23 protein-coding genes are annotated in these 22,579 nt (G+C 62.2%); 13 read left to right on the forward strand and 10 right to left on the reverse strand.

What is annotated here, in order from left to right; translation table 11 throughout:
* The first annotated feature begins 306 nt into the window (after positions 1–306).
* Entirely contained in the window at positions 307–1,914 is a 1,608-nt protein-coding gene (locus tag F8O05_RS09225; protein WP_192497114.1) for a S1C family serine protease, read from the forward strand.
* Here the strand turns inward: F8O05_RS09225 and F8O05_RS09230 are convergent.
* The 4 genes from F8O05_RS09230 to F8O05_RS09245 all read right to left on the reverse strand — a co-directional run bounded on the left by F8O05_RS09230 (position 1,911) and on the right by F8O05_RS09245 (position 5,364).
* Complete coding sequence (locus F8O05_RS09230) at positions 1,911–2,777, reverse strand: hydroxymethylglutaryl-CoA lyase (RefSeq protein WP_158052443.1); 867 nt, start codon at positions 2,775–2,777, stop codon at positions 1,911–1,913. The two genes, F8O05_RS09225 and F8O05_RS09230, sit on opposite strands and share 4 nt — an antisense overlap.
* Positions 2,774–3,991 (reverse strand): CaiB/BaiF CoA transferase family protein, encoded by a 1,218-nt coding sequence (locus F8O05_RS09235; protein ID WP_158052571.1) that lies wholly within the window; start codon positions 3,989–3,991, stop codon positions 2,774–2,776. The genes F8O05_RS09230 and F8O05_RS09235 overlap by 4 nt, the downstream gene beginning before the upstream one ends.
* A 142-nt stretch (positions 3,992–4,133) precedes the next feature.
* Entirely contained in the window at positions 4,134–4,775 is a 642-nt protein-coding gene (locus F8O05_RS09240) for an IclR family transcriptional regulator (RefSeq protein WP_158052444.1), read from the reverse strand.
* 31 nt (positions 4,776–4,806) lie between these two features.
* Positions 4,807–5,364 carry a gamma carbonic anhydrase family protein gene (locus tag F8O05_RS09245; RefSeq protein ID WP_158052445.1) on the reverse strand — a complete coding sequence of 186 codons (558 nt, stop codon included), beginning with the start codon at positions 5,362–5,364 and terminating at the stop codon, positions 4,807–4,809.
* Positions 5,365–5,401: 37 nt separating this feature from the next.
* On the opposite strand from F8O05_RS09245, the gene F8O05_RS09250 reads away from it, so the two are divergent.
* Both F8O05_RS09250 and ffh read left to right on the forward strand, forming a co-directional pair.
* A complete protein-coding gene (locus tag F8O05_RS09250; RefSeq protein WP_158052446.1) occupies positions 5,402–6,316 on the forward strand; it encodes a LysR family transcriptional regulator in 915 nt (304 codons plus the stop codon).
* Positions 6,317–6,346: 30 nt separating this feature from the next.
* Positions 6,347–7,900 (forward strand): signal recognition particle protein, encoded by a 1,554-nt coding sequence (gene ffh, locus F8O05_RS09255; protein ID WP_158052447.1) that lies wholly within the window; start codon positions 6,347–6,349, stop codon positions 7,898–7,900.
* A 136-nt stretch (positions 7,901–8,036) separates the two neighbouring features.
* Here ffh and trmD read toward each other — a convergent pair whose 3' ends face one another.
* From trmD to rpsP, 4 genes are read right to left on the reverse strand one after another with little or no spacing between them, the layout of a single operon-like run.
* Entirely contained in the window at positions 8,037–8,771 is a 735-nt protein-coding gene (gene trmD / locus F8O05_RS09260) for a tRNA (guanosine(37)-N1)-methyltransferase TrmD (RefSeq protein ID WP_158052448.1), read from the reverse strand.
* A 4-nt stretch (positions 8,772–8,775) separates the two neighbouring features.
* Positions 8,776–9,456, reverse strand: coding sequence for a ribosome maturation factor RimM (rimM, locus tag F8O05_RS09265; RefSeq protein WP_225735822.1), 681 nt, complete (start codon positions 9,454–9,456; stop codon positions 8,776–8,778).
* Position 9,457: 1 nt separating this feature from the next.
* A complete protein-coding gene (locus F8O05_RS09270; RefSeq protein ID WP_026937299.1) occupies positions 9,458–9,688 on the reverse strand; it encodes an RNA-binding protein in 231 nt (76 codons plus the stop codon).
* A 2-nt stretch (positions 9,689–9,690) separates the two neighbouring features.
* On the reverse strand, positions 9,691–10,116 hold the full coding sequence (gene rpsP / locus F8O05_RS09275; protein WP_158052449.1) for a 30S ribosomal protein S16: 426 nt from the start codon (positions 10,114–10,116) through the stop codon (positions 9,691–9,693).
* A gap of 208 nt (positions 10,117–10,324) precedes the next feature.
* Here rpsP and F8O05_RS09280 point away from each other — a divergent pair, with 208 nt between their 5' ends.
* From F8O05_RS09280 to F8O05_RS09305, 6 genes are all read left to right on the forward strand, one after another.
* The gene (locus tag F8O05_RS09280) at positions 10,325–11,416 is read left to right on the forward strand and encodes a carboxylate-amine ligase (protein WP_158052450.1); all 1,092 of its coding nucleotides are present in this window, start codon (positions 10,325–10,327) and stop codon (positions 11,414–11,416) included.
* A 38-nt stretch (positions 11,417–11,454) separates the two neighbouring features.
* Positions 11,455–12,072 carry a hypothetical protein gene (locus F8O05_RS09285; protein ID WP_158052451.1) on the forward strand — a complete coding sequence of 206 codons (618 nt, stop codon included), beginning with the start codon at positions 11,455–11,457 and terminating at the stop codon, positions 12,070–12,072.
* Between the two features lie 138 nt (positions 12,073–12,210).
* Complete coding sequence (gene rplS / locus F8O05_RS09290) at positions 12,211–12,558, forward strand: 50S ribosomal protein L19 (RefSeq protein ID WP_158052452.1); 348 nt, start codon at positions 12,211–12,213, stop codon at positions 12,556–12,558.
* A gap of 101 nt (positions 12,559–12,659) precedes the next feature.
* Positions 12,660–13,472: a signal peptidase I gene (gene lepB / locus F8O05_RS09295; RefSeq protein WP_225735823.1), complete on the forward strand. Its 813-nt coding sequence runs from the start codon at positions 12,660–12,662 to the stop codon at positions 13,470–13,472.
* Positions 13,469–14,131, forward strand: a complete 663-nt coding sequence (locus tag F8O05_RS09300) for a ribonuclease HII (RefSeq protein ID WP_158052453.1) — start codon at positions 13,469–13,471, stop codon at positions 14,129–14,131. The genes lepB and F8O05_RS09300 overlap by 4 nt, the downstream gene beginning before the upstream one ends.
* A gap of 93 nt (positions 14,132–14,224) precedes the next feature.
* Complete coding sequence (locus tag F8O05_RS09305) at positions 14,225–14,548, forward strand: DUF2469 family protein (RefSeq protein WP_158052454.1); 324 nt, start codon at positions 14,225–14,227, stop codon at positions 14,546–14,548.
* A gap of 169 nt (positions 14,549–14,717) precedes the next feature.
* Here F8O05_RS09305 and F8O05_RS09310 read toward each other — a convergent pair whose 3' ends face one another.
* On the reverse strand, positions 14,718–16,376 hold the full coding sequence (locus F8O05_RS09310) for a thiamine pyrophosphate-binding protein (protein ID WP_158052455.1): 1,659 nt from the start codon (positions 16,374–16,376) through the stop codon (positions 14,718–14,720).
* 341 nt (positions 16,377–16,717) lie between these two features.
* On the opposite strand from F8O05_RS09310, the gene F8O05_RS09315 reads away from it, so the two are divergent.
* From F8O05_RS09315 to F8O05_RS09330, 4 genes are read left to right on the forward strand one after another with little or no spacing between them, the layout of a single operon-like run.
* Positions 16,718–17,074 (forward strand): YraN family protein, encoded by a 357-nt coding sequence (locus F8O05_RS09315; protein WP_158052456.1) that lies wholly within the window; start codon positions 16,718–16,720, stop codon positions 17,072–17,074.
* Between the two features lie 3 nt (positions 17,075–17,077).
* Positions 17,078–18,652, forward strand: coding sequence for a YifB family Mg chelatase-like AAA ATPase (locus tag F8O05_RS09320; protein WP_158052457.1), 1,575 nt, complete (start codon positions 17,078–17,080; stop codon positions 18,650–18,652).
* Positions 18,653–18,658: 6 nt separating this feature from the next.
* A complete protein-coding gene (gene dprA, locus F8O05_RS09325) occupies positions 18,659–19,999 on the forward strand; it encodes a DNA-processing protein DprA (RefSeq protein WP_158052458.1) in 1,341 nt (446 codons plus the stop codon).
* A 19-nt stretch (positions 20,000–20,018) separates the two neighbouring features.
* A complete protein-coding gene (locus tag F8O05_RS09330; protein WP_158052459.1) occupies positions 20,019–20,942 on the forward strand; it encodes a tyrosine recombinase XerC in 924 nt (307 codons plus the stop codon).
* Positions 20,943–21,127: 185 nt separating this feature from the next.
* On the opposite strand, the gene F8O05_RS14795 is transcribed toward F8O05_RS09330, so the two are convergent.
* Positions 21,128–22,552, reverse strand: coding sequence for a hypothetical protein (locus tag F8O05_RS14795; protein WP_192497115.1), 1,425 nt, complete (start codon positions 22,550–22,552; stop codon positions 21,128–21,130).
* Positions 22,553–22,579: the final 27 nt, after the last annotated feature.

The raw sequence follows: 22,579 nt of genomic DNA on the forward strand, positions 1-22,579 counted from the left end.
GCAAGTACGCGCCCCACCGTTGGGAAGTCGGCGGTAATGCGTCTCGCGTCGCCGTCGGCGCCCGAAAGTTTAGCGCGCGAATCGCGCTGAGCAAAGGAAAGATCGCGAATTAACGCATCAAATGCTGGCTGAATGGCCAGAGTGTGAGCAATCTGACTAGTCGTCGTCGGTTAGCGCGGCGCCTGCTCAGCGAGCCGCTGCAGCGCGAGTTCTGCCTCTTCCATGAACGCTCGAGTGATGGCGTTCATAGCGAAGTCATAGCTTGCTCATCGTTCGCTCATGAGGCGCGCTGGTGTAGTGACCGACATGAACACCACGTCGAACCCCGAACCCGAACAGCCGACCCCTTCGTCGGGGTCACAGGCGCAGCCATCCGAACCGACTGCCGACAAGAACCAATACGAAAACGCGTCCTGGCAAGACTCAGCGCCGTATCCATATCAACAAGCACCTGAGCTGACCTGGCAGGGGCAGTCGAATGTCACGCGTCCCTATCAAACCGTGCCGCAATACGGCATGGACCCCACGGCCGACGGTGGCTTTGGGGGTGCCGGAGGCTACGAGGGCGGTAGCGGTGGCTACGGTAGCGGTGGCTACGGGGGCAGCGGCTACGGAAGTAACCCGCCGTATGGCGACCCGGGACAGTTTGCCCAGCATCCGGCCGGTGCCGCTCCGGCGGGGCAAGCGAAGCCCGCGAGTGGGTGGAAGCGTGCCCTCGTGGCGATGGGCGCCGCGCTTGCCCTCGTGCTGGCCGGCGGTTTCGGTGGCGTCGCGGTCGGTACGGCACTTGCCGACGGGGCCACGCAACAGAGCACCGGTGAGACACCACCGCAATGGAATGGTGGCGCCGATTCGCAATCGGACTCCGGCCCGACCTATCCCTGGGACGAATCTCAAGGGCAAGGCCAGCAGCAGTTCCCGAACTCTGGCGGCGCGACGGACAGCGCCGAAATCGATGCGAACCCCGCGAGCGACAGCGAGTCGGCCGGCGTGGTGATCATTGAAACGGTGCTCGGCTACCAGAGTGCTGAAGCCGCCGGTACCGGCATCATGCTTAGCGCCGACGGCCTCGTGCTGACGAATAATCACGTCATTGAGGGCTCCACCGAAATTGCCGTGACCACTGCCGACGGCGACACCTACAGCGCCACCGTGGTCGGCACCGATTCGACCGAAGACGTTGCCGTGCTGCAGCTGGATGACGCCAGCAATATGACCACCGCGACCATTGACGATGACGATGATCTCGCGGTCGGTGACGAAATCGCGGCGATCGGCAACACCGCCGGCGGCGGGGAATTGCTCTCGGCAGCCGGAACTGTCACCAGCCTTGATGCCAGCGTGACTACCTCGAGCATGTCCAGGTTGGAAGCGACCGAGACGCTCACTGACATGATTGAGATCGACGCGGATGTGGTCTCGGGCGACTCAGGTGGCGCCGTGCTTGATGACGAGGGCGAAGTAGTGGGCATGACCACCGCCGCCTCAAGCGGCACCGCTGACATCACCGGCTACGCGATCCACATCGACGATGCCCTCGATATTGCTGCGGACATTGTGAACGGTGTGGAAACTGACACGAACACCATCGGCACACCCGCCTTCCTCGGGATTGCGCTGAGTTCGGAGACTTCTTCCCAGCAGGGACAGCGAGGCCAGCAGCCCGGCGGATCACAGCAGCTCAGTGGTGCGACCATCGCCGGAGTCTACGAAGACACCCCAGCCGCAGAACTCGGTCTCGCTGCCGGGGACACGATCACCGCCATCGACGACGTCAGCGTGAGCAGCGCATCCGAACTCTCGGGCCTGATCGCGGAATACACTCCCGGCACCGAAATCACCGTGACTTGGACCACGAGCGCCGGTGAATCGGTCTCGGGTACCACCACCCTCATGGCAGGCCCTGCCGACTAGGCAATAGCCGAAATCGGCGTCCCCTCGGCAACCGCCCGGCGGGCGCGTCGGGCGACCTCTGCGAGTTTCGCCTCATCGATACCGGTCTCGTAGCCCTGCTCGTGGAGCACCCGGACAATCGCTTCAGTCGCAATATTTCCGTGTGCCCCCGGGGCGAACGGACAGCCGCCGAAGCCTGCGAGTGCGGCATCAAACTGTGTAATGCCTTCAGCCGCCGCGGCAACTACGGTGTCGAGTGCCTGACCCTCGGCATTGTGCAGGTGCAATGAGAGCGGAGTATCGGGATGGGCGGCGCGGACATCAGCGATCGTCGTCAATACCTTCAGAGTCGTTGCGGTGCCGAGCGTATCGGCGAGACCCACGTGCGAGACACCCATTTCGGCAAAGGCACCGACGAGATCTGCGACCTTCGCGGCGGCGATATCGCCCTCAAACGGGCAGACGAAGGCGGTGGATATCCCCGCAAAGAATGTAATTTCTGGGTGTCTCGAGACCGCCTCCGCGAGGCTAGCCAACGCATCCTCAGTGCTGCGGCCAGCGTTCGCTGAGCTGTGCGCCTGACTTGCCGAGGCGACGATCTGCACGTGCGTTGCGCCCGCATCCGCCGCCCGGTCAATGCCTTTACCGTTTAGCGCGAGCACCGTGTACTCGGCGGCATTCGGGACGAGCCCGGCGAGTACCTCGGCAGCGTCCGCCATCTGCGGGACGCGCTTGGGATTAACCAAGGATGCGACCTCGAAACGGCGTACCCCCGCGGCAATGAGATCCGCAGCGATGGCGAGCTTTTCTTCGGTGCTGACAATGACTTCCTCATCCTGCAAACCATCACGCAGGTACACATCGATGATCTCGATGAAAGTCATGCGTTCACCGCATTCTCGGTGGGTTGCGCGTCGGAGAGCGCCGCAATCTCATCGGGGGAGTAGCCGAGCTCACTCAGCACTTCCGCGGAATGCTCACCGAGCTCCGGTCCAACCCAACGCGTCTTCCCCTCGTGACCGGGAAGCTTCGGCACGATACCGGGGAAGCGCACGGTTTCAGGCGCGCCATCGATGACCACATCGTGTTCCTCGATCATGCCGCGCTCGCGGTAATGGGGATCTTCGGCGATGCTCGGGGCGTCGTACACCGGGCCGGCTGGCACACCGGCGTCATCGAGCGCAGCCTGCGCCTCGGCGAGGGTGTGCGACCTCGTCCACGCGGTGATGAGCGAGTTGAGTTCGTCTTCACGAGCGGTGCGGCCCTGCGCGCTTTCGAGCGACTCGTCTTCCGCAAGATCTGGGCGGCCAATTGCAACCATGAGGCGCGCAAAGACCGATGCGGAATTGCCACCAATCACAATCTCCAAACCATCGGCGCAGGGGTACGCCCCCATCGGTACCACGCCGGGGAGCGTGCCGCCGCTGCGCTTGCGGACCATGCCGTACGCGTCATAATCGGGCACGAGTGAATCCAGCAGACTAAAGATGCCTTCGTACAGCCCGATGTCAACAACTGCCGGAGCCTTCGTGGCCCCGCCGCGAGCCCGTTGCAGCATGAGCATGAGTGCTCCCAGTGCGCCATAAAGTCCTGCCACGGTGTCGCCCATGCTCGCAGCCGATCGGGCCGCCGGACGGTCAGCATCGCCGGTGATGTAGCGAAGGCCGCCAAAGGATTCCGCAGCGCTGCCGAAGCCGGCGCGCTTCATATACGGGCCGGTCTGACCGTATCCGGAGATGCGCACGAGCACGAGATCCGGGTTGGCTTCGTGCATCACCTTGGGGCCGAGGCCCCACTTCTCAATCGTGCCGGGACGGAAGTTCTCGATCACCACATCGACACTCGGCAGGAGCCGTTTAATTGCCTCGCGACCTGCCTCGGAACGTAAATCGAGCACGATCGATTTTTTGTTACGGCCGAGCGTCCGAAACAACATTGAGGTTTCGCCGCGGGGCTTACGCCAGTCGCGGAGCTCATCACCGGTGCCTGGCTTTTCGACCTTGATGACTTCGGCACCGAAATCACCGAAGATTCGCGCGGCAAAGGGGGCCGCGATGAAGTTACCGAGTTCGAGAACGCGGATTCCGTCGAGCGGCATTGTGGTGGTGGGGAACACTGTGAGCCTCCAAATTCAGGTTCTGCGGCGCACGAACAGCATTGTTCGTGGCTCATGAGCATGACGCTATCGAGCTTCCCGTTTTGTGGTCAATGCGATTCGCGATTATCCCACCCAATGGGAATTAATCGCCGCCTAAAGCCGCCCCAATCGCCTTGGCACAGTCGATCGCCGCCTGACCAAACTCTTCACCGGGGCCAGTATCGAGTCGCGCGATTGGTACTGCGATGCACACAGCGCCAAGCAGTTTCCCATCAACCCGAACCGGTGCGCTCACCGAGGCCAACCCCGGAGTACGGACGCTGACCGACTCAACCCAGCCGTGCTGCCCGAGCGAAAGCAATGCCGCAGGGGTACCGCTGAGCAATTCTCCCGCGGAACCGGTTGGCAATTCGAGTCGCGCGAGTTCGGGCAGGGTTGCGCGAAGTTCATGCTGACTATCTGCCGACGTGACACAGACTCGGAAATTGCCTTGCCGTACCCACAGCTGCGTGGTTTCTCCCGTGGCGTCTCGACAAGTCTCGAGGAATGGTCGGGCGATTTCACCCGCCGTGGAACGGTTGAAGCGCCGTCCGAGGTAAAACTCACCGTCGGGGGTGCGACGGAGAAAACCTAGCTCTAACAAGTCAGAGGCGAGCCTGTGGGTGGCCGACACCGAGATGCCGGTGATTCGCGAAATCTCACTTACGGTCCGCGAGACATCCTCAACAGCATCAAGAATCTGTGCGGCGCGCAGCAAGCTGCGGTTTGGGGTGGTGTCGGCCACTGCATTGCCTCCTAGCGAAACCGGACGTGGTCTAGCGAAACCGGACTTGGTCGAGTGACACAGCCTCGGCGAGATCGGCCTGTGCTTTCGAGAGTGCCACGTAGCTTGCCGCGTGGGGGATAAACCCTGCGGATTCCTCGTCGGTTAGCTCGCGACGAACTTTGGCGGGAACCCCTGCTGCGAGTGCGCGATCGCCGATCTCGGAGCCTTCGAGCACCACCGCGCCAGCGGCAATGAGGGACCCGGTGCCGATCACCGAATGGCTCAGCAGCGACGCACGCATCCCGACCAAGGTGCCATTGCCCACAGTCGTGCCGTGCAGCATTGCGGCGTGGCCGACCGTGACATCGTCACCGAGGGTGCAGGGCGCATCCGCATCGACGTGGACGACGGTACCGTCTTGGATGTTCGTGCGAGCACCGACGCGGATGGGTCCGGAATCGCCACGCAACACGCAGCCGTAGAAGACACTCGAATCCGGGCCGATCTCGACGTCACCGATGATCGTCGCGTTCGGGGCGATCCAGGCGGTCTCGTGGATGCGCGGAAGTTTGCCATTGTGCGGGAGAATGAGCGGTCCATTGATCATGGAGCCAATCTTCGCACGTCGCAGGTAGGTTGAACCTATGCCTCACATTGATCACGAATCCCTCGAACTCTTTGTTGGCATCGTGGATATAGGCAGTATTAATGCGGTTGCGGCCAAGGCTGGTCGTTCCCAGCAGGCGGTGTCCGAGCGGATGCGCAGGCTGGAGCAATCTCTCGGGTTGAACCTCCTCGAGCGGGGCGCGCGCGGGTCGAAACCCACTGAAGTTGGCAAGCTTGTTGCCGACTGGGCGGCCGATCTCTTGGAGGCAAACAAGACTTTTGCCGCGCGGATCGATTCCCTGCGGGACGATAGCGATGTCGACTTGTGGGTTGCCGCATCCCAAACCATCGCGGGATACCTATTGCCGGGCTGGATCGGCACGCTGAAAACCGGCGGGCAGAACGGGGCCACAAGCCCGCATGTGCACGCAGTGAACTCGGTTGAGGTGATGCGTGAGGTGCGCGAGGGCACCGTGTCAATTGGGTTTATCGAGACGCTTGATTTGCCGAGTGATCTTGCCATGCGCACCGTTGGTCACGACGAACTTGTGGTTGTGGTTGCGCCGGGCCACCCTTGGGCAGAGCTTGCTGATGGTGTCTCCCCGGAAGTGCTCGCGCAAACCCCGCTGGTCGTACGCGAAGAGGGCTCCGGTACGCGGCAGGCACTGGAGACCTTGCTGATGGAATCCGACGCGACCCTGCAGGTGGTACCGCCAGCCGCGGAATTCTCGGCGGTGATTTCCGTGCGTAACGCGGTGGCCGCCGGTATTGCGCCCTCGGTAATGAGCGCGATTACGGTTGCCGACGACCTCGCGGTGGGCAGGCTCGTTCGAGTACCCGTGCGCGGGTTGGAGCTGCGGCGGCCGTTGACCGCCGTCTGGCGCGAAGACCGCAACCTGCACGCGGCTGCCCTGGAACTGGTCGAGATCGCTGCCAGATCTAAGCCCAACTAAAGCGGCCCGGAGGCGGTAGGATAGACCCCTATGGCTATGTTCGGGAACCTCTCAGATCGGCTCGTCGAAGCCCTCAGTAATCTTCGCTCGAAGGGCAGGCTGACCGCCGCAGACATTGACGGCACAGTACGCGAGATCCGTCGCGCCCTGCTGGAAGCTGACGTCGCGCTGCCGGTCGTCAAGGAATTCGCCGCGCACGTGCGCGAGCGGGCCCTCGGTGACGAGGTCAACCGAGCGTTGAACCCGGCCCAGCAGGTCGTCAAGATCGTCAATGACGAATTGGTGCGCATCCTCGGTGGTGAAGAATCCCGCTCGCTGACCTTCGCGAAGCGTCCGCCGACGGTGATCATGCTCGTGGGTCTGCAGGGTGCAGGTAAGACCACCCTTGCGGGAAAGCTTTCGAAGTGGCTTGCGGGGCAGAAGCACTCGCCGATGCTCGTTGCGGCGGACTTGCAGCGCCCGAATGCCGTCACTCAGCTGCAGATTGTCGCTGAGCAGGCTGGAGTGCCGGTCTTTGCTCCCGAACCCGGAAACGGTGTTGGTGACCCGGTCCAGGTTGCACGGGATGCAATGCGAATCGCGACCGAGAAGCTCCACGATGTGGTCATCATTGACACCGCGGGTCGTCTCGGTGTGGACGAAGAGCTCATGCGCCAGGCGCGCATGATCAAGGAAGCCACGAACCCCGACGAGGTTCTCTTCACGATCGACTCGATGATCGGTCAGGATGCGGTAGCGACCGCGCAAGCCTTCAACGAGGGCGTTGGGTTCTCCGGTGTCGTGCTCACGAAGCTCGACGGTGACGCCCGCGGTGGTGCCGCACTTTCGGTGGCGCAGACCACCGGTAAGCCGATCCTGTTTGCCTCTACCGGTGAGCGACTGGATGACTTCGAAGTCTTCCACCCCGACCGGATGGCTTCGCGCATCCTCAACATGGGTGACGTGCTCTCGCTCATCGAGCAGGCGCAGAAGGCCTTCGATGAGGAAGAAGCGCGCAAGACCGCCGAGAAGATCGCGAGTGACCAGTTCACGCTCGAAGACTTCCTCGTGCAGATGCAGCAGATCCGCAAGGCTGGCAACTTCAAGAAGATGATCGGCATGCTCCCGGGCATGGACCGCAATATGAAGGACCAGCTAGAGAACTTTGATGAGTCGAGCCTCGTGCACATTGAGGCGATCATCCAGTCGATGACACCGCTTGAGCGGAAGAACCCGAAGGTGCTCAACGGCTCGCGTCGCGCTCGTATTGCCCGCGGTTCGGGTACCGAGGTTAAGGACGTCAACGAACTCATCAAGCGCTTCGAGGCCTCCGCGAAAATGATGAAGACCATGGCTCGCGGGGCTATGCCGGGTATCCCCGGGATGGGCCCAATGGGTGCCGGTTCACCAGCTCGCGGCGGCAAGAAGGGTAAGAAGGCGGCCAAGGGCAAGAAGTTCTCGGGTAACCCCGCGAAGCGTGGCCTCGAGCCGGCTCCGAAGGAGTCGAAGCCCACCGGCGCCGCGTTCGGCGCGGGTGCCGGTGGGGCCAAGGCTGGCCCGACTCCGGAAGAGCTCGAAAAACTGCAGAAGTTCCTCGGCCGCTAGCGACACCAAACGCGCGCCGCCCCGCAAACGGCAATGGGACCCGACGTTCCCATTGCCGTTTGCTGTAGGTGGGGTCGTTGTACTGGCCGGGGTTAGCGCTATTGGCAATGGGCGCTGCGGGAGAGCGCGGCGTCGACTATGCCTGTGATTCAACCCACTGTTCGTAGAGATCGGGGCGCACACGCTTGGTGCGTTCGACTTGCTGTTCGTGGCGCCACTTCTCGATGTTGGCGTGATGGCCACTGAGCAGAATCTCTGGCACTTCGTAGCTGCGCCACTGCGCAGGCTTGGTGTAGCTCGGATATTCGAGGAGCCCACCTTCATGCGATTCTTCAACGAGCGATTCGGGATTACCGACAACCCCCGGGATGAGTCGACCGAATGCCTCGATCATCGCCATCACAGCGACCTCGCCACCGTTGAGCACATAGTCACCCATTGAAACGAGCTCCACGCGCGCTCGGGTTGCGGCCCAATCGAACACGCGCTGGTCGATGCCCTCATAGCGGCCGCAGCCGAAGACGATGTGCTCTTCTTGGGCGTAACGTCGTGCAGTCTGCTGGGTAAACACATCGCCCGCGGGGGAGGGGAAGACAATCAACGGGGCGGATGCACCGGGCGCGATCGTCGTTTCGGTGCCAGCATCCCCCAGAATCCCATCGAGAGTCTCACCCCAGGGCTCTGGCTTCATCACCATGCCGGCGCCGCCACCGTATGGAGTGTCGTCTACGGTGCGGTGACGGTCGTGGGTGGCGTCGCGCAGATCATGCACGCGCAGGTCGACGATGCCGTTCGCTCGGGCCTTGCCGAGGAGCGAGATATCGAGGACGTCAAAAAACTGCGGAAAAATCGTGACGATGTCGACGCGCATCCGGCTATGCATCCTCGTTGGTGTCGGGTTTAGGCTCGGCGGGTTCAGCCTCGATGTCCTCAGCCTCAGCGGCATCCGCTATGTCGGCGGCAGCAGCTTTCGCAATGGCAGCCTCGACCGCATCCGCCGCAGCATTCTCGGCGTTTTCGGCGTCGAACAGACCTCGCGGGGGAGTGACCGTGATGGTTCCCGCGGCAATATTTACCTCTGGCACGATCGCCTTTACGAAGGGAACCATGACGGAGCCGTTCGGGGTTTCGATCTCCAGCAGGTCCTGCGCGGGAAGGTGATTCACGCGGGTGACCTTGCCAACGACCTTGCCGTCGAGGACAACTTCGAGGTCGATTAACTGGTGGTCGTACCAGGTGTCCGGGTCAAGTTCTTCGGCATCGTCCTGGTCGACCCAGAGGATCGCCTTCACCAGCGTTTCGGCGGTGGTGCGATCAGTAACGTCTTCAAAGAACCCCACTGGTGCTTCATTGAACCAGCGAAGTTCGCGCAGTACGAGCTTCTTCCCTTTCCAGGGTGAGGTGCTCGGAACCTGCAGCGAAAAGGATGCGCCCGGAACGAAACGTTTCTCGGGCTCATCCGTATAAAGCTCAAGTTTTAGCGCACCCTTGAGACCGTGCGCTTTCGAGAGGCGGCCAACTCGCAGCTGAGTGATGCCGCGCTTGTTGCCCGCCAACTTAGTTGTCTGCCACGTCCACGCGGACGCGGCGTCCTTCGGCGAGTGCCGTGATGACGGTACGCAGCGCCTTGGCGGTGCGACCCTGGCGGCCGATTACGCGGCCGAGGTCCTCAGAGTGCACGTGCACTTCGAGGACCTCGCCGCGCGAGGAGTTGATTGCGTCCACACGGACGTCGTCGGGACGATCGACGATGCCGCGGACGAGATGTTCCAGTGCGGACGCAAGCATTACTAGGCCTCGGTTTCCTCGGCGGCAGCTTCGGCTGCCTCAGCGGGTGCTTCTTCTGCCTTGGTCTCTGCCTTCGGGGCAGCCTTGGGCTTCAGAACCGGCTTCTTCGCGGTGTCAGCAACGAATGCTGCCTTGGGCTCGGGCTGCTTGACCTGCGACTCGGTCGGGCCTTCACCCTTGAACTTGCCCCAGTCACCGGTGAGCTTGAGGAGTGCCAGAACGGGCTCGGTGGGCTGTGCGCCTACCGAGAGCCAGTACTGTGCGCGCTCCGAGTCAATCTCGATGAGAGAAGGTTCGAGGGTCGGCTGGTACTTGCCGATCTCTTCGATGACACGACCGTTGCGCTTCGAACGCTCGTCGGCGACCACGACGCGGTAGAACGGTGCCCGGATCTTACCCAGGCGCTTAAGACGGATCTTTACAGACACTTGTCTCCTGCGGGTTAAAAGTAATCAATGAAAAGAACATCGACCGGGGATGTGGGGCACTCTCGGTCAGGGCTCGGATTTGCTGCACACGCGGTTAGAGGGTCGCTGGCGCAGACTCAGCTCTCCATTCTTGCAGAGTTTCAGAATTTTTGTGAAGCCAATCCTTGGCCTTCTGTGAACCGCGCTTTACCTCCCCTACGATAGGCGTATGGATTTCGCCCCAACGGAGCGCACCACTATCGGTATCGAGTGGGAGTTGGCACTTGTCGACCCCGCGAGCGGAGACCTCACCGGTCGAGCAAACGAGATCATTGCCGAGGTGGCTGACCCCAGATGCGTGGGCGAGTTCTTGACCAATACGGTTGAACTCGTCACCAAAGTGCATCACAACGTCCACGGGGCAATCGAAGATTTACGCGAGTTGCGCGGTCGCCTTACCGCGGCCGCCGCACAATCTGGCGTCGCCGCGATTGGCGTTGGCACGCATCCATTTGCCGACTGGAAACTGCAGACCGTGACCCCGGCCGAGCGCTATTTGCGGGTGACCGATCGCTCGCGGGACTGGGGTCGGCAACTCTCCATCTGGGGCGTGCACGTGCACGTGGGGATCCCGGAACGTGACCACGTCATCCCGACCATGCACGCGGTGCTCGCGAATGTGCAGTGGCTCCTCGCGCTGTCGGTGTCGAGCCCCTATTGGGACGGGCACGACACCGGCTGGGCATCCCATCGCACGATGCTCTTTCAGCAGCTTCCGACCGGCGGGCTGCCACCGGGGTTAGAAACTTGGGCGGACTACGAACGAACGCTCGAGGGCATGCTCAAGGGTGAGGTTGTGCTTGACCCGCTGGAACTTCGTTGGGATGTGCGACCGGCACCGCAGTTCGGGACGCTCGAAGTGCGCATCGCTGACGGCCTACCTTCGCTCTTCGATGTTGGAGCCAACGCGGCCTTCACGCAGTGCGTTGTGGAAGAGTCGATGCGCGCGCTTGAAGAGGGACGCCAGCCCATGCGTCTTCCCGACTGGGCGGTGCGGGAGAATAAGTTCCGCGCGGCACGCTGGGGTTTTGATACGAAATTCATCACCTCCGCGGATGGTGCTCAGGAAAGCGGCCGTGAGTCGCTTGCCCGCCGAATCGATGAGCTGATGCCGATCGCCGAGGACCTCGGGTGCGAGGGCGAGCTCGTGGCAGCACTCGCCATTGTCGACAACACCCCGGCGGACCGGATGCGCGCAGCTCTGCGCACCGGCGGCAAGGTCGGTGTGATTGATTCGCTGCGCGCGGAATTCCTCCGTTAGGTTCCCGAATTCGCAGGTCGCTCGACTAGCGTTTTTCTATGCCCAAGAGTGCCCGAAACGTCTTTTATCGGATCCTTATCCCAGCGCCCTTCGTGCTGGGGATCTGGATTCTCGTGGCGTGGCTGCTATTTCACCAGTCGGTAACCGGTTTTCTCTCGCTCTTCATCGCCATCCCGGCAGCGTTCATCCAACTGGCGGTGATGGGGTTCATGCTGTGGCTGCGTCCCAGCATCAGGCTGTCGCAGGAATTCGCCACTGAGGATGCGCTCTGGTACTTCGGCACGTTCGTGGTCTGGGCACTCGGTGCCTCGTTGGGGAGCCCCTGGGGTGGGCTCGTGATGGTCGCTGGCTTTGTTATTGGCGGCATCGGGATATCGCGGATTGGGCAGCGCTCGCGTGAAGAAGCAATGAACACCATGTCGCAGCGGGCAGAGCGGATGCGCGAATACCTCGGGCAAGAACCGGGTAGTCGACTGCCGAACGCCACAGGCCCCGGGGCTGGACGGGTCATCATCGTTGACACCGAAACTGAATGGGAAGAAAAGGGCCCCGCAACTAACCCGCAGCGCAAGCCCGTTGAGGGAGAAGTGGTCGACGAGCGTGACTCGGATGACCCGGACATTGATGAGTGGGAAGCTCGTCCACATTCAAGCTAGCGCCGGTAGTACGCGAGCAGGTATGCTTATCGCTTGTGCCGCGTCGTGACTCTGCCACAGGGGACACTCCGAATGCGGAATTTTGACTTTCTTTTTTATGCTCCCGACCTGTGGCGGGGCAGAGAGTGATGACTCATCATGACTAACATCATCGACCAGATCAACGCGGACTCGCTCCGCGAGGTACCCGACTTCCGTCCCGGCGACACCGTCAAGGTGCACGTGAACATCGTTGAAGGTAACCGCTCGCGTATCCAGGTGTTTCAGGGTGTCGTGATCGGCCGTCAGGGTGCTGGCGTTTCGGAAACCTTCACCGTTCGCAAGGTGAGCTTCCAGGTGGGCGTGGAGCGTCTGTTCCCGGTTCACTCGCCGATCATCGACAAGATTGAAATCGTCAGCCGCGGTGAGGTTCGCCGTGCGAAGCTGTACTACCTTCGCAACCTTCGCGGTAAGGCCGCGAAGATCCGCGAAAAGCGCGAGAACTAATCTCGATTTCGTAACAAGCCGACCCCCATACTCAAGGTGTGGGGGTCGGCTTCTTTCTGGGCCTAGACTCAGTCCAGACTTATTTACGAGGAGAATCCCGCTTGCCCATTCCCGACCTTCCGGATGACGATGACCTGATCGAGGACGTTATCCGGCATTCATATGGACCCCGGCATCGAGTTCGGGAGGGCATGGGCGTGGATGCCAATGGCAATGTGGTGCAGCGGAACACGGTGGGACTGTTTCTGCGTGACTTACTCGTCATCGCAGCCCTCGCACTGGTGATTTCGATGGTCGTGAAGACGTTCTTCTTGCGGCCCTTCTATATTCCTTCGGCTTCAATGCACGACACCCTGATCGAAGATGATCGAGTTCTGGTGAACCTGCTCATCCCCGATGTCTTCGACCTCACCCGCGGTGACGTGGTGGTCTTCGAAGATCCGGGCGGGTGGATGCCCGTGGTGGAGCAGGAAGAAAAGGAGCCGCTGCAGGCGTTCGGGGATGGAGTACTCGAAGCCGTTGGCCTAAAGCCTGAAGAGACTACGAATCACCTCATTAAGCGCATCATTGGCCTTCCCGGGGACCACATCGTCTGCTGCAATGCCTACGGTCAACTGGTGATCAACGATGTCGCGGTTCAGGAACCCTACGTTGTGCTGGGAAGCAACACCGCCGCATCCGGGATCGAATTTGACGTGACGGTGCCCGAAGATTCCATCTGGGTGATGGGGGACAACCGCTATAACTCGCAGGACTCGCGCGCCCACCAGGATCTTCCTACCGGCGGCTTCGTGCCCTACGAAAATATTGTTGGCCGCGCCTTCGCGATCAACTGGCCCGCAGATCGGATGCAATTCCTCGGCAACTATCCCGAGGTGTTCTCCGACGTGCCCAGTAGGGATCCCGCAGAATGACCCCGGCGGTACCAACCCTCGATGTTGAGCGGGGGATGCTTGACGAGGTCCCGATCGTGATTTGCATCGATGAAGTTGGCCGCGGTGCGCTTGCCGGACCGGTGGCGGTGGGCGTCTGTGCGATTCGAGCGGAAGATATTGCGACGCCATTTCCCGAGGGGCTGCGCGACTCGAAGCTGCTGAGTGAAAAGAAACGGGATGTGCTTGCCCCCGCAAGTCGTCAGTGGGTGTGGGAGAGCGCTGTGGGTTGGGCTAGCGCCGAAGAAATCGATCGCTTCGGGATCGGCGCGTGCCTGGCGGCTGCGGCGGTACGTGGGCTCGGTGAACTGTGGCAGGCTGGCGTCCCGGTCAGCGAATCGGCCGTGTTGCTTGATGGTTCACACGATTGGTTGAGCCCGGGGCTCGAATCGCCGCTGCGGGTGACGGTGCGGCCAAAGGCCGACCGTGACTGCGCGGGCGTGGCCGCGGCGAGTGTGATCGCGAAGGTCGCGAGGGATGCGCATATGCGTGAGCTCATCGTGGCTGACGAATCGCTCGCGGTTTACGGCTGGGATTCGAATAAGGGATACGGTTCGGCCAGCCATCGTGAAGCCATCGCGACCCATGGGGCGAGCGCGCAGCATCGCAAGACCTGGCTCAGTCGCATCCTGCCGGGCTAGCCGAATCCTGCCGCCAACTGCATCCTGTCGGGCCGGTATCAACCTGAAGACTGCCGCGGCGAGAATAACTATTCACAACTAGACTGGTGAGTTATGAATGACGATGCCTTCGACGACTACGAGCGCGGGCTCGAACTCTCACTGTTCCAGGAATACCGCGATGTTTCATCGCAGTTCAAGTACGTGGTGGAGACCGAGCGCCGGTTTTACCTCGCAAATGAGGTCACTCTCGAACGCCGGGATGCCGCGAATGACTTCTATTTCGAACTGCAGATGCGCGATGTGTGGGTGTGGGATATCTACCGTTCCGATCGCTTTGTGAAGCAGGTTCGAGTGCTGACGTTCAAGGACGTCAACGTGGAAGAACTCAACGCGCATGACTTTGAACTCCCGAAGGAGCTCTCGCTGGACGACTGATTTGTCGTGCCGTCAGGGCGGGCGGATGCCTGGGCAGTGGTGACTGCGCGCATCCCCTGGCAGAGCCCAATGCTGCCGGTGACGGGGCAGCGCAACCGCTGACAACAGGGCGGGGCCGACTGATTCACTCAGTCGGCCCCGCCCTGTCGCGTGTGTTCCTAGAAGCTGCTTAGGCCGAGACCGTCGCCTGCTGCGCGCGCTTGAGATTCTCCATAATCTCGCGCTGATACGGCGCGACGATCGAGTTCGAGATGCGGCAATCCAGCAGCCAGGCACCCGGCTCACCACTGGCTGCCCAAGCGGCCCACTCCTCGAGATCCGCGAGGCGGTTGACCACCGTGCCGCGCGCGCCGACGCCCTCGGCAAACTTGGTGAAGTTGAGCTGTTCGATCCGCATTGGCTGCTCGTTGAGGCCAAGCTGACCGTACTGGGTAACTTCGGCCGTATACGCGGCGTCGTTGTACACGACGATGGTGACTCGATCCGCGGCGCGAACGGTCGAATCAAGGTCCGCCACTGCCATCACGGCGCCGCCGTCACCGGTGGCGACCACGAGCATCCGGTCGGTCGCATTCGCGGCGAGGGCCGCACCCGGCGCGGAAGAAAAGCCCAATCCGATCGACTGGAACTGGGTGCCGACCAGCACAATTGAGTCTGGGGATGGAACGCTCAAGTGGGTGTTCGCCCAACCGATGAAGTGACCGCCGTCCGAAGCAATCAAGCGGCCTTCCGGCAGGCGCTCATTGAGTGCGCTGGTGAGGGCTCGCGGGTCGAGCTTGCCGTCTTCGGCGAACTCGGCGGATTCTTCGCGCGCGAACTGGGAGGTAGCGACTTCCTCGGCGTTGAGCTGCGGCCAGGTATCCGTCCGCGTGGTCACCTCGGACAGGAGCGCCTCGGCAGTGGATGCGGCACTCGCCTGCATGAAGTGTGTCACGGCAGGGTTCGTTGGGGCCTCGAGAAGATCTACCTGGATGAGCTTCACGTTGGCATCGAACAGCCGATTGAAGCCCATCGTGAACTGGTTGAGGCTGGCACCCACGGCGAGCACTACATCCGCCTGGCCGAGGTACCCCATTGTGCGTTCTGAGGAGAAACCGCCGCAGACGCCGGCATCGAGTTGGCGGCCAGTAAACATGCCGCGGGCGGGTGCGGAGGCCACCGTGATCGCGCCGAGTCGGTCTGCGAGTTCGCGCAGTTCGGCTTGTGCCTCGCGGGCGCCGCGACCGGCAAGAATGACCGGCTTGCGGGCGCCATTCAGCAGCGCTGCGATTTCCGAAACCTGCTGCTGGTCGGCCACCGGTGCCAGTGGTACGTGTGCCGTGAAGTCCCCTTCACTCTCTTCGGTGATTGCGGTGGGGAGGTCATAGGGGATCGATAGCACTACCGGGCCGCGGGACTGAAGCGCCAGCTCGATGGCGGCGAGCGTGTCTCGACCGGGCGTTGCCTGGCTGACCACGACGGTTGGTGCGCCACAGGCCTGGGCGACGGCGACCTGGTCGATGTCCCAGGGGCGCGGCCCGCTGGTGGGCGCGTCACCGACGACCAGGAGCAGCGGAGTGCGAGACATAGCCGCGTCGGTGAGCGCGGTGAGGGTGTTCGTGAACCCGGCGCCGTAGGTCGCCGTGGCGACGGCAAGCTTTCGGGTGGCGCGGTGGTAGGCATCGGCGGATGCGACTGTCGCGGCTTCGTGACGAACCGCGGTGTAACGCAGGTTGGTCAGACGCAGCATGGCGTCAATGAGGAACGCATTGCCGTTTCCCATCAAGCCAAAGACTTCCTCGGCATTGGCGTCGAGGGTGGTGGCGATGCGTTCTGCGACGGTCGTCATTCGCGATGCTCCAATCTGCGTTGAGTGATGAGTGGTACGAAGCTACATGAACTTTCTCTTCTGCGATATTGATTCAAAAAATGCTTTACAAATTGAAAATTAAGTACGTCAAACGGCGTCATTAGTGCAGGGATAGCTGCGTAATTTAGCTCGTTTGCGCTGGCTGCCTTGCGCTTGCGATTCCGCTTCTTCATCGAGTGGGCGATGGCATGCGCACCGGCTGTGGAAAAGCTGCCATCCACAGCGCAAACCTTGAGACGAGCGAACTCCCCGGCCGCCAAGCATCCTGTTCGTCAAGCCAGTTGACGCCATCGCGGCGCCCGCTCGGGAAAGGAACGCACATGACGACGAACGTGGAACTCGGCAAGTTCGGGGAGTCGCTCGCTACACAGTATTTTGAACTACTTGGCTGCGAAATTCTCGATCGAAATTGGCGCTGCCCGCTCGGCGAGATTGATCTCGTCATTCGCGACGGTGGCTATACCGCCTGTGTAGAGGTGAAAACGCGCCGCTCGCTGCGCGCCGGGCATCCGCTGGAAGCGATTACGCCCGAAAAGCTTCAGCGGATGCGCCAGGTTGCGGGCCAGTGGGCCGCCGCACACCCAGGCCAGCGAACGAAGCTACGACTGGACGTGATCTCCGTGGTCGTCACGGGCTGCAGTGACCCTGTGCTCAAGCACCTGGAAGGTGTCGGATAGACGATGGTAGGGGTAACGAGTAAGTCCTGGGCGATTGCCCTCGAGGGGCTCGGCGGCCACCCGGTGGAAGTGGAAACTCACGTGGCTTCGGGGTTGCCGAAATTTGTCTTGATCGGTCTACCGGATGCTTCACTCGGGGAAGCGAAGGATCGTATCCGTGCGGCACTCAACTCGGTGGGTGCCAAATTGCCGCCGGAACGGGTGACGACCAACATGTCGCCGGCCTCGTTGCGGAAACACGGTTCTGGCTTTGACGTGGCGATCGCGGCCTCGATTCTGGGGGCTACCGGTGTGATCGATCGCGCAGCCTGCGCGCGGAATGCGCATATCGGCGAGGTGTCGTTGACGGGCTCAGTGCGACCAGTGCCTGGTGTGCTTCCCGCGGTGCTCGCGGCTCGGAACAACGGATTTGACGCAGTGCTGGTGCCCGCGGCTTCGGAAGCCGAGGCGCGTTTGGTGACGGGAATCCGAATCGTACCGATCGCATCCATCTACGACCTCGCCGTGCACTACGGTGCCGAGTCCACGCTGCTGAACGCGCCGTCCGAACAGCCGGTCCCGATGCCGGCCTCTGAGGCACAATCAGCGTCGCGGCGTGCAGCACCGGATTTGCGAGACGTGCTCGGGCAAGAAGACGCTGTGCGAGCGCTCATGGTTGCTGCCGCTGGCGGACACCACATGTACCTCGTTGGTCCGCCCGGGTCGGGCAAGACCATGCTTGCCGAGCGGCTTCCCGGGATCTTGCCCGATCTGGATGCACGGCGGGCGATCGAGGTCGCCGCACTGCGGTCGCTTCGCGGTTTGGCGATTCCGGATCAATTAAGTTTGCGACCACCGTTTCAAGCCCCGCACCACACGGCATCCGCGGTCGCGCTGATCGGCGGTGGATCTGGTGCAATTGCGCCCGGCGCGCTGTCTCTGGCCGCGCACGGTGTGCTCTTCTTAGACGAAGCCCCCGAATTTCCGAGGCATGTCCTCGACAGTCTTCGGCAGCCGCTGGAGTCAGGCGAGATCACAATCCATCGGGCACGCCAAAGTGCGACGTTCCCCGCACAAGCGCAACTCATCCTGGCAGCGAATCCCTGCCCCTGTGGCAACGCGGGCGCCGCCGACCTCGATTGTGAATGCACACCGCAGACCAGACGTCGATATTTGTCCCGACTGAGCGGGCCCCTGCTCGATCGTGTGGATGTGCAGCTCCACGTAGAGAAAGTGGGTATCGCGGCCATCAAGATGCAGGCTGATGGTGCTGTCGGAAGCATCGATACCACACACGCTGCGGCAGTCGTCGGCGAAGCAAGAGCACGTACTCGACATCGTCTCGCCGACTCCGGCATTGACAGTAATGCCGAAGTGACCGGGGCCATGCTGCGCAGCCAGGCCCTACGTCCCGAGCCCGGTGCTGCGGACATTCTCGACGAGGCACTCGTCCGCGGTCAGATTTCTATGCGCGGGTACGCCCGTGTGCAACGCGTCGCGTGGACCATTGCCGATCTTGCAGGCCGCCGTCGGCCAAACGCTTCGCATGTGGCCGAAGCCCTCTACTACCGAGTCCGCGACCCGCAGAAAGGCGCTTGACATCTCATGGTCATCACACCCCAATTCATGCTCTCCCAAGCGATCACTCGGCAGCTGGATGCAGAGCGGCTCCAGTCGCTCCTGGGCCCGATTGTCGATCGCAGCCACCTCGCTGACGCCTCACGCCTCTTGGGTGTTTTCGGCCGGATCACCTGGAACACGGTCGTTGAACCGGGTGATGGTGACGCGGGACTGCTCACGAGCGTTCTCGGCCAGGAGTCCTGTTTCGCCCTCGCGGACGGGCAACTCGAGGTTGTGCGTGATTCGCTCGCGGCGCTCGGGGAGTCGGAGATTGATCTCGCCAAAGCCGCCGCACGCTGGTCACCGCGACTTGATCTGGATCGAGTGGTGATGCTGTGTCGACAGGCGGCCAATCTGGGTCTGCGCTTTATCTCACCGGAAGACAGCCTCTGGCCTTCGCAATTGGATGACTTGGGGCCGCATGCCCCGCAGGGTCTCTGGGTGCGGGGAAACGTGGATGCCTTACGCGAAACCCATCGCTCCCTCGCTCTTGTCGGAGCCCGAGCCAGCACGAACTACGGCGATCGTGTTGCGGGAGACCTGGCTGCCGAACTCGCCATGCGGGGGTTGACGATCATCTCCGGTGGGGCCTACGGCATCGATGCGGCCGCGCACCGAGCTGCGCTCGCGAGTGGTGGCAGTACGATTGCGATCCTCGCGGGCGGAGCCGACCGCTTATATCCTTCCGGGAACCGACAGCTACTGGAGCGGATCAGCGCCGAGGGCGCGATCATTACCGAGGCTCCGGTGGGGCAGCCGCCAACCCGGTGGCGTTTTTTGCAACGCAACAGACTCATTGCGGCGCTCACACAGGCGAGCATCGTGGTCGAAGCGGGGGCTCGGTCGGGTGCGCTCAACACTGCCAATCACGCGCAGCAGCTGGGCCGCCCACTCGGCGCAATTCCCGGACCGGTCACGAGTGCATCCTCCGTTGGCTGTCACCGCCTGCTCAAAGAAGAGCAAGCGCAGCTCATCGCGAATTCTGCCGATGCTTTTGCGCTCTGGCGCGAGGGCGCCGTGGACTTTGAAATGCGCAGTGGATTCGGCTGGGACGAGGCCGTCGAGAACACGGCAACGGGCGCACCCGAGGCTGCCGGGACGGGTGATCAACCCCTTGAACTCGGAGGGTTTCCGACGGTGGAAACGCCTCGCCTCTCGGCCGCTGCGACTCGTGTGCGGGACGCACTGCGACCCCGAAAACGTCAACGCGTCGGTGAGATCGCTCGCGAATGCGGCATGAGTGAGGCCGAGGTCAGAGCGGGGCTGAGCGAACTGCAGCTCCTCGGTCTCGCTGCGGACGACGCGTCAGGCTGGCGAAAGGCCTAGGCCTGCTTACGATGGCGGTATGACTACGCTTCGAGATGCGATTGCCGACTATGTGCGAGCGATGCATCTCGAGTTTGGACGTTCGGTACACACCTGCCGGGCGGTGGAGAGCGACTTGACACGGTTTGCGGAGTTTCTTGAGGGGCATGGTGTCGGCAACGATGCCGAGCCGCCGACTGCGGATGCGCTTGATCTGGAACAGTTCCGCGATTGGTTGTGGGAAGAGACTCAGGCGGGGTTCGCCGCGACGACCATTGCACGTCGCGCTTCGAGCGCGCGCGGATTCACGGCGTGGCTCAAGAACACCGAGCGTGGTCCGGATGCGGCCCGCCGTCTGCGCTCACCGAAAACGAATCGATCCTTGCCTCGTATGGTGTCAGGGGATGCCATGGCAGACATCTTTGCCGATCTACGCGCACGAGCTTTGTCGGGAGATCCAGTGGCTTTGCGCGACCTCGCGATCGTGGAGCTGCTGTACGCAACCGGTGTGCGTGTATCGGAACTGTGTTCCCTCGATATTGACTCGCTCGATCTCGACCAGCGGATTGTGCGCGTAATCGGGAAAGGCAATAAGGAACGGGTGATGCCGTTCGGTCAGCCTGCCGGAACTGCGATTCTCGATTGGCTGCAACGCGGCAGGCGAGAGCTCTCGAATGACCGTTCTGGCGATGCACTCTTTCTCGGTGCCCGCGGTGCTCGCGTGAACCCACGCACCGTGTACGAGCTCTCCCGCAGTCTGCTCGAGCACGCCCCTGGCGCGGGACCTTCGGGGCCGCACGCGTTTCGGCACACCGCGGCCACCCATCTTCTCGACGGCGGGGCAGATCTCCGCGGGGTGCAAGAGTTCCTCGGCCATGCCGATCTCGGCACCACGCAGATCTATACCCACGTTTCAGCCGAACGGCTTCGCGAAACATATCAGCGAGCGCACCCTCGCGCGTGATTGCCGACAGCGTGATTGCCGAGATCGTGGTTGTCGATTGCGTGATTGCTGACAGGTGCAGCGGCGACAGCGTGACGCGGTGACAAGGTGACGCGGTGACAAGTCGCAGCAAGTGGTGGTGCGGGTCACGACGACGCGACCCGCACCACCACCCATTGGTGACTGACTGACTCAATCCGATCTCATCACCACAATTGTGCGCGTTCCTTCTTTCGCTGCATGGCGCGGGACATCAACCATCCGCCCACGCCGATGAGCGTCACACCGACGCCCACCGGGATAAGCCAACCCATGGGGCTTGCACCGGTTTGTGCCAACTCTTCCTCATGCAGCCGGGGTTCCTTCGCGGAGGGTTTAGACGTATCCGTGGAAGGAAGATCTGGCTGCTGGGAAGCCGAAGGTGTTGGCGTTTCTCTTTCGGTAGGTGTCTTCGTTGGGGTCTCGGTCGGAGCGGTCGCAACCGGTGTCTTTGGGGTGTCAAGTTCAACAGTGGGTTCCGGTTCTGGCTCTGGTTCTGGGCTCGGCTCAGGTTCGGACTCTGGGCTTGGTTCTGGCTCCGGGGTTGCTTCTGGCTCTGGCTCCGGCGTCGCTTCTGGCTCCGGACTCGGCTCTGGCTCGGGGCTCGGCTCTGGCTCGGGGCTCGGTTCTGGCTCCTGAGAGGGCTCAGGCGATGGCTCCACGGGCTCCTCGGGTTCCGGAGTGGGCTTCGGCTTGCTCGTAGCGCCGGGCACCGACTTGGTCGGTGCATCCAACCGCAGGGATTGCGAAGCGCTCCACGGCTCAGCCTGCTGAATCAGGAGCTGTCGACCCTCGGTGACGAGTACTTGCACGTCAGCTGACCAATAGTGGTCCGCCGGTTTCGTGGTGATCTGCGCACGAATCTCTTCAGCATCCTGATTCACCAGGAGTGGAAGCTCGTGCGCGGCGCCGGACCCCAGTTCGAGCATCCGCTCACCGTCCACGGTGGCGTGCTCCAATTTCACTTCCACCACAGCACCCTCGGGGACTTCGGCGATGGATAGGACAGGCGTCCCATCAACAGTGTCCAAGGAGGCAGGAACACTGCTAAGTGTGGGTGCGACCTTGATCTGTGCGGCACCGGTACGCAGGGCGTCAAGCCGTTTGGCGACTTCCTCTCGCACCTCGGCTGGCAGCAGGTTCATGTAGTGCTCGTCACCGCGGTAATGCGTCGGGTCGGCGGTCTCCCACACGAACAGTCCGGTGGCCGCGGTATCCCGAGGGTCATTGGAACTGCCACGGGAGGAAATCGCCCAATGGAGCTGCGCTAGCGTCAAAGAATCGAGGGCTGTGACCACAGCGGGTAGTGCCTCGTCTTCGCGCAGGGCGCGAGTAGGTGCTCCGATTGGGGATGCCACCGAGAGCTGGATGCAATACGCATTGGTGCCGTCGTAGGACAACGCCCCGATGAAGCTCGCCGCAGAATTGTCGCGCGAGTAGCCGGGACCAGCGTCGGCGGCTTTTGCGCTCGTGGTGCCGAGCCAAAACCAGGAACAGGCGAGCGCGAGGAGCACGACAACGGCAAGGAATGCCCGCAGTGCGAATCCAGAGAATTGATTAGCGGTTGGTCGTTGTGGAGGTAAGTAGTTCAAGACTTCTCCTCTAAATACGTAGTGAGT

The sequence above is a fragment of the Gulosibacter chungangensis genome, from assembly GCF_008831155.1.
Taxonomy (GTDB): domain Bacteria; phylum Actinomycetota; class Actinomycetes; order Actinomycetales; family Microbacteriaceae; genus Gulosibacter; species Gulosibacter chungangensis.

What these genes read in the sequence shown, in the direction of transcription:
- F8O05_RS09305 (WP_158052454.1), top strand. Translation starts at nt 14,225, where the DNA reads ATGAATGACGATGCCTTCGACGACTACGAGCGCGGGCTCGAACTCTCA.
- dprA (WP_158052458.1), top strand. Translation starts at nt 18,659, where the DNA reads ATGGTCATCACACCCCAATTCATGCTCTCCCAAGCGATCACTCGGCAG.
- rplS (WP_158052452.1), top strand. Translation starts at nt 12,211, where the DNA reads ATGACTAACATCATCGACCAGATCAACGCGGACTCGCTCCGCGAGGTA.
- F8O05_RS09245 (WP_158052445.1), bottom strand. Translation starts at nt 5,364, where the DNA reads ATGATCAATGGACCGCTCATTCTCCCGCACAATGGCAAACTTCCGCGC.
- F8O05_RS09330 (WP_158052459.1), top strand. Translation starts at nt 20,019, where the DNA reads ATGACTACGCTTCGAGATGCGATTGCCGACTATGTGCGAGCGATGCAT.
- F8O05_RS09310 (WP_158052455.1), bottom strand. Translation starts at nt 16,376, where the DNA reads ATGACGACCGTCGCAGAACGCATCGCCACCACCCTCGACGCCAATGCC.
- F8O05_RS09235 (WP_158052571.1), bottom strand. Translation starts at nt 3,991, where the DNA reads ATGCCGCTCGACGGAATCCGCGTTCTCGAACTCGGTAACTTCATCGCG.
- F8O05_RS09300 (WP_158052453.1), top strand. Translation starts at nt 13,469, where the DNA reads ATGACCCCGGCGGTACCAACCCTCGATGTTGAGCGGGGGATGCTTGAC.
- F8O05_RS09315 (WP_158052456.1), top strand. Translation starts at nt 16,718, where the DNA reads ATGACGACGAACGTGGAACTCGGCAAGTTCGGGGAGTCGCTCGCTACA.
- F8O05_RS09270 (WP_026937299.1), bottom strand. Translation starts at nt 9,688, where the DNA reads ATGCTTGCGTCCGCACTGGAACATCTCGTCCGCGGCATCGTCGATCGT.
- F8O05_RS09285 (WP_158052451.1), top strand. Translation starts at nt 11,455, where the DNA reads ATGCCCAAGAGTGCCCGAAACGTCTTTTATCGGATCCTTATCCCAGCG.
- F8O05_RS09230 (WP_158052443.1), bottom strand. Translation starts at nt 2,777, where the DNA reads ATGACTTTCATCGAGATCATCGATGTGTACCTGCGTGATGGTTTGCAG.
- F8O05_RS09225 (WP_192497114.1), top strand. Translation starts at nt 307, where the DNA reads ATGAACACCACGTCGAACCCCGAACCCGAACAGCCGACCCCTTCGTCG.
- F8O05_RS09280 (WP_158052450.1), top strand. Translation starts at nt 10,325, where the DNA reads ATGGATTTCGCCCCAACGGAGCGCACCACTATCGGTATCGAGTGGGAG.
- ffh (WP_158052447.1), top strand. Translation starts at nt 6,347, where the DNA reads ATGGCTATGTTCGGGAACCTCTCAGATCGGCTCGTCGAAGCCCTCAGT.
- F8O05_RS09250 (WP_158052446.1), top strand. Translation starts at nt 5,402, where the DNA reads ATGCCTCACATTGATCACGAATCCCTCGAACTCTTTGTTGGCATCGTG.
- F8O05_RS09320 (WP_158052457.1), top strand. Translation starts at nt 17,078, where the DNA reads ATGGTAGGGGTAACGAGTAAGTCCTGGGCGATTGCCCTCGAGGGGCTC.
- trmD (WP_158052448.1), bottom strand. Translation starts at nt 8,771, where the DNA reads ATGCGCGTCGACATCGTCACGATTTTTCCGCAGTTTTTTGACGTCCTC.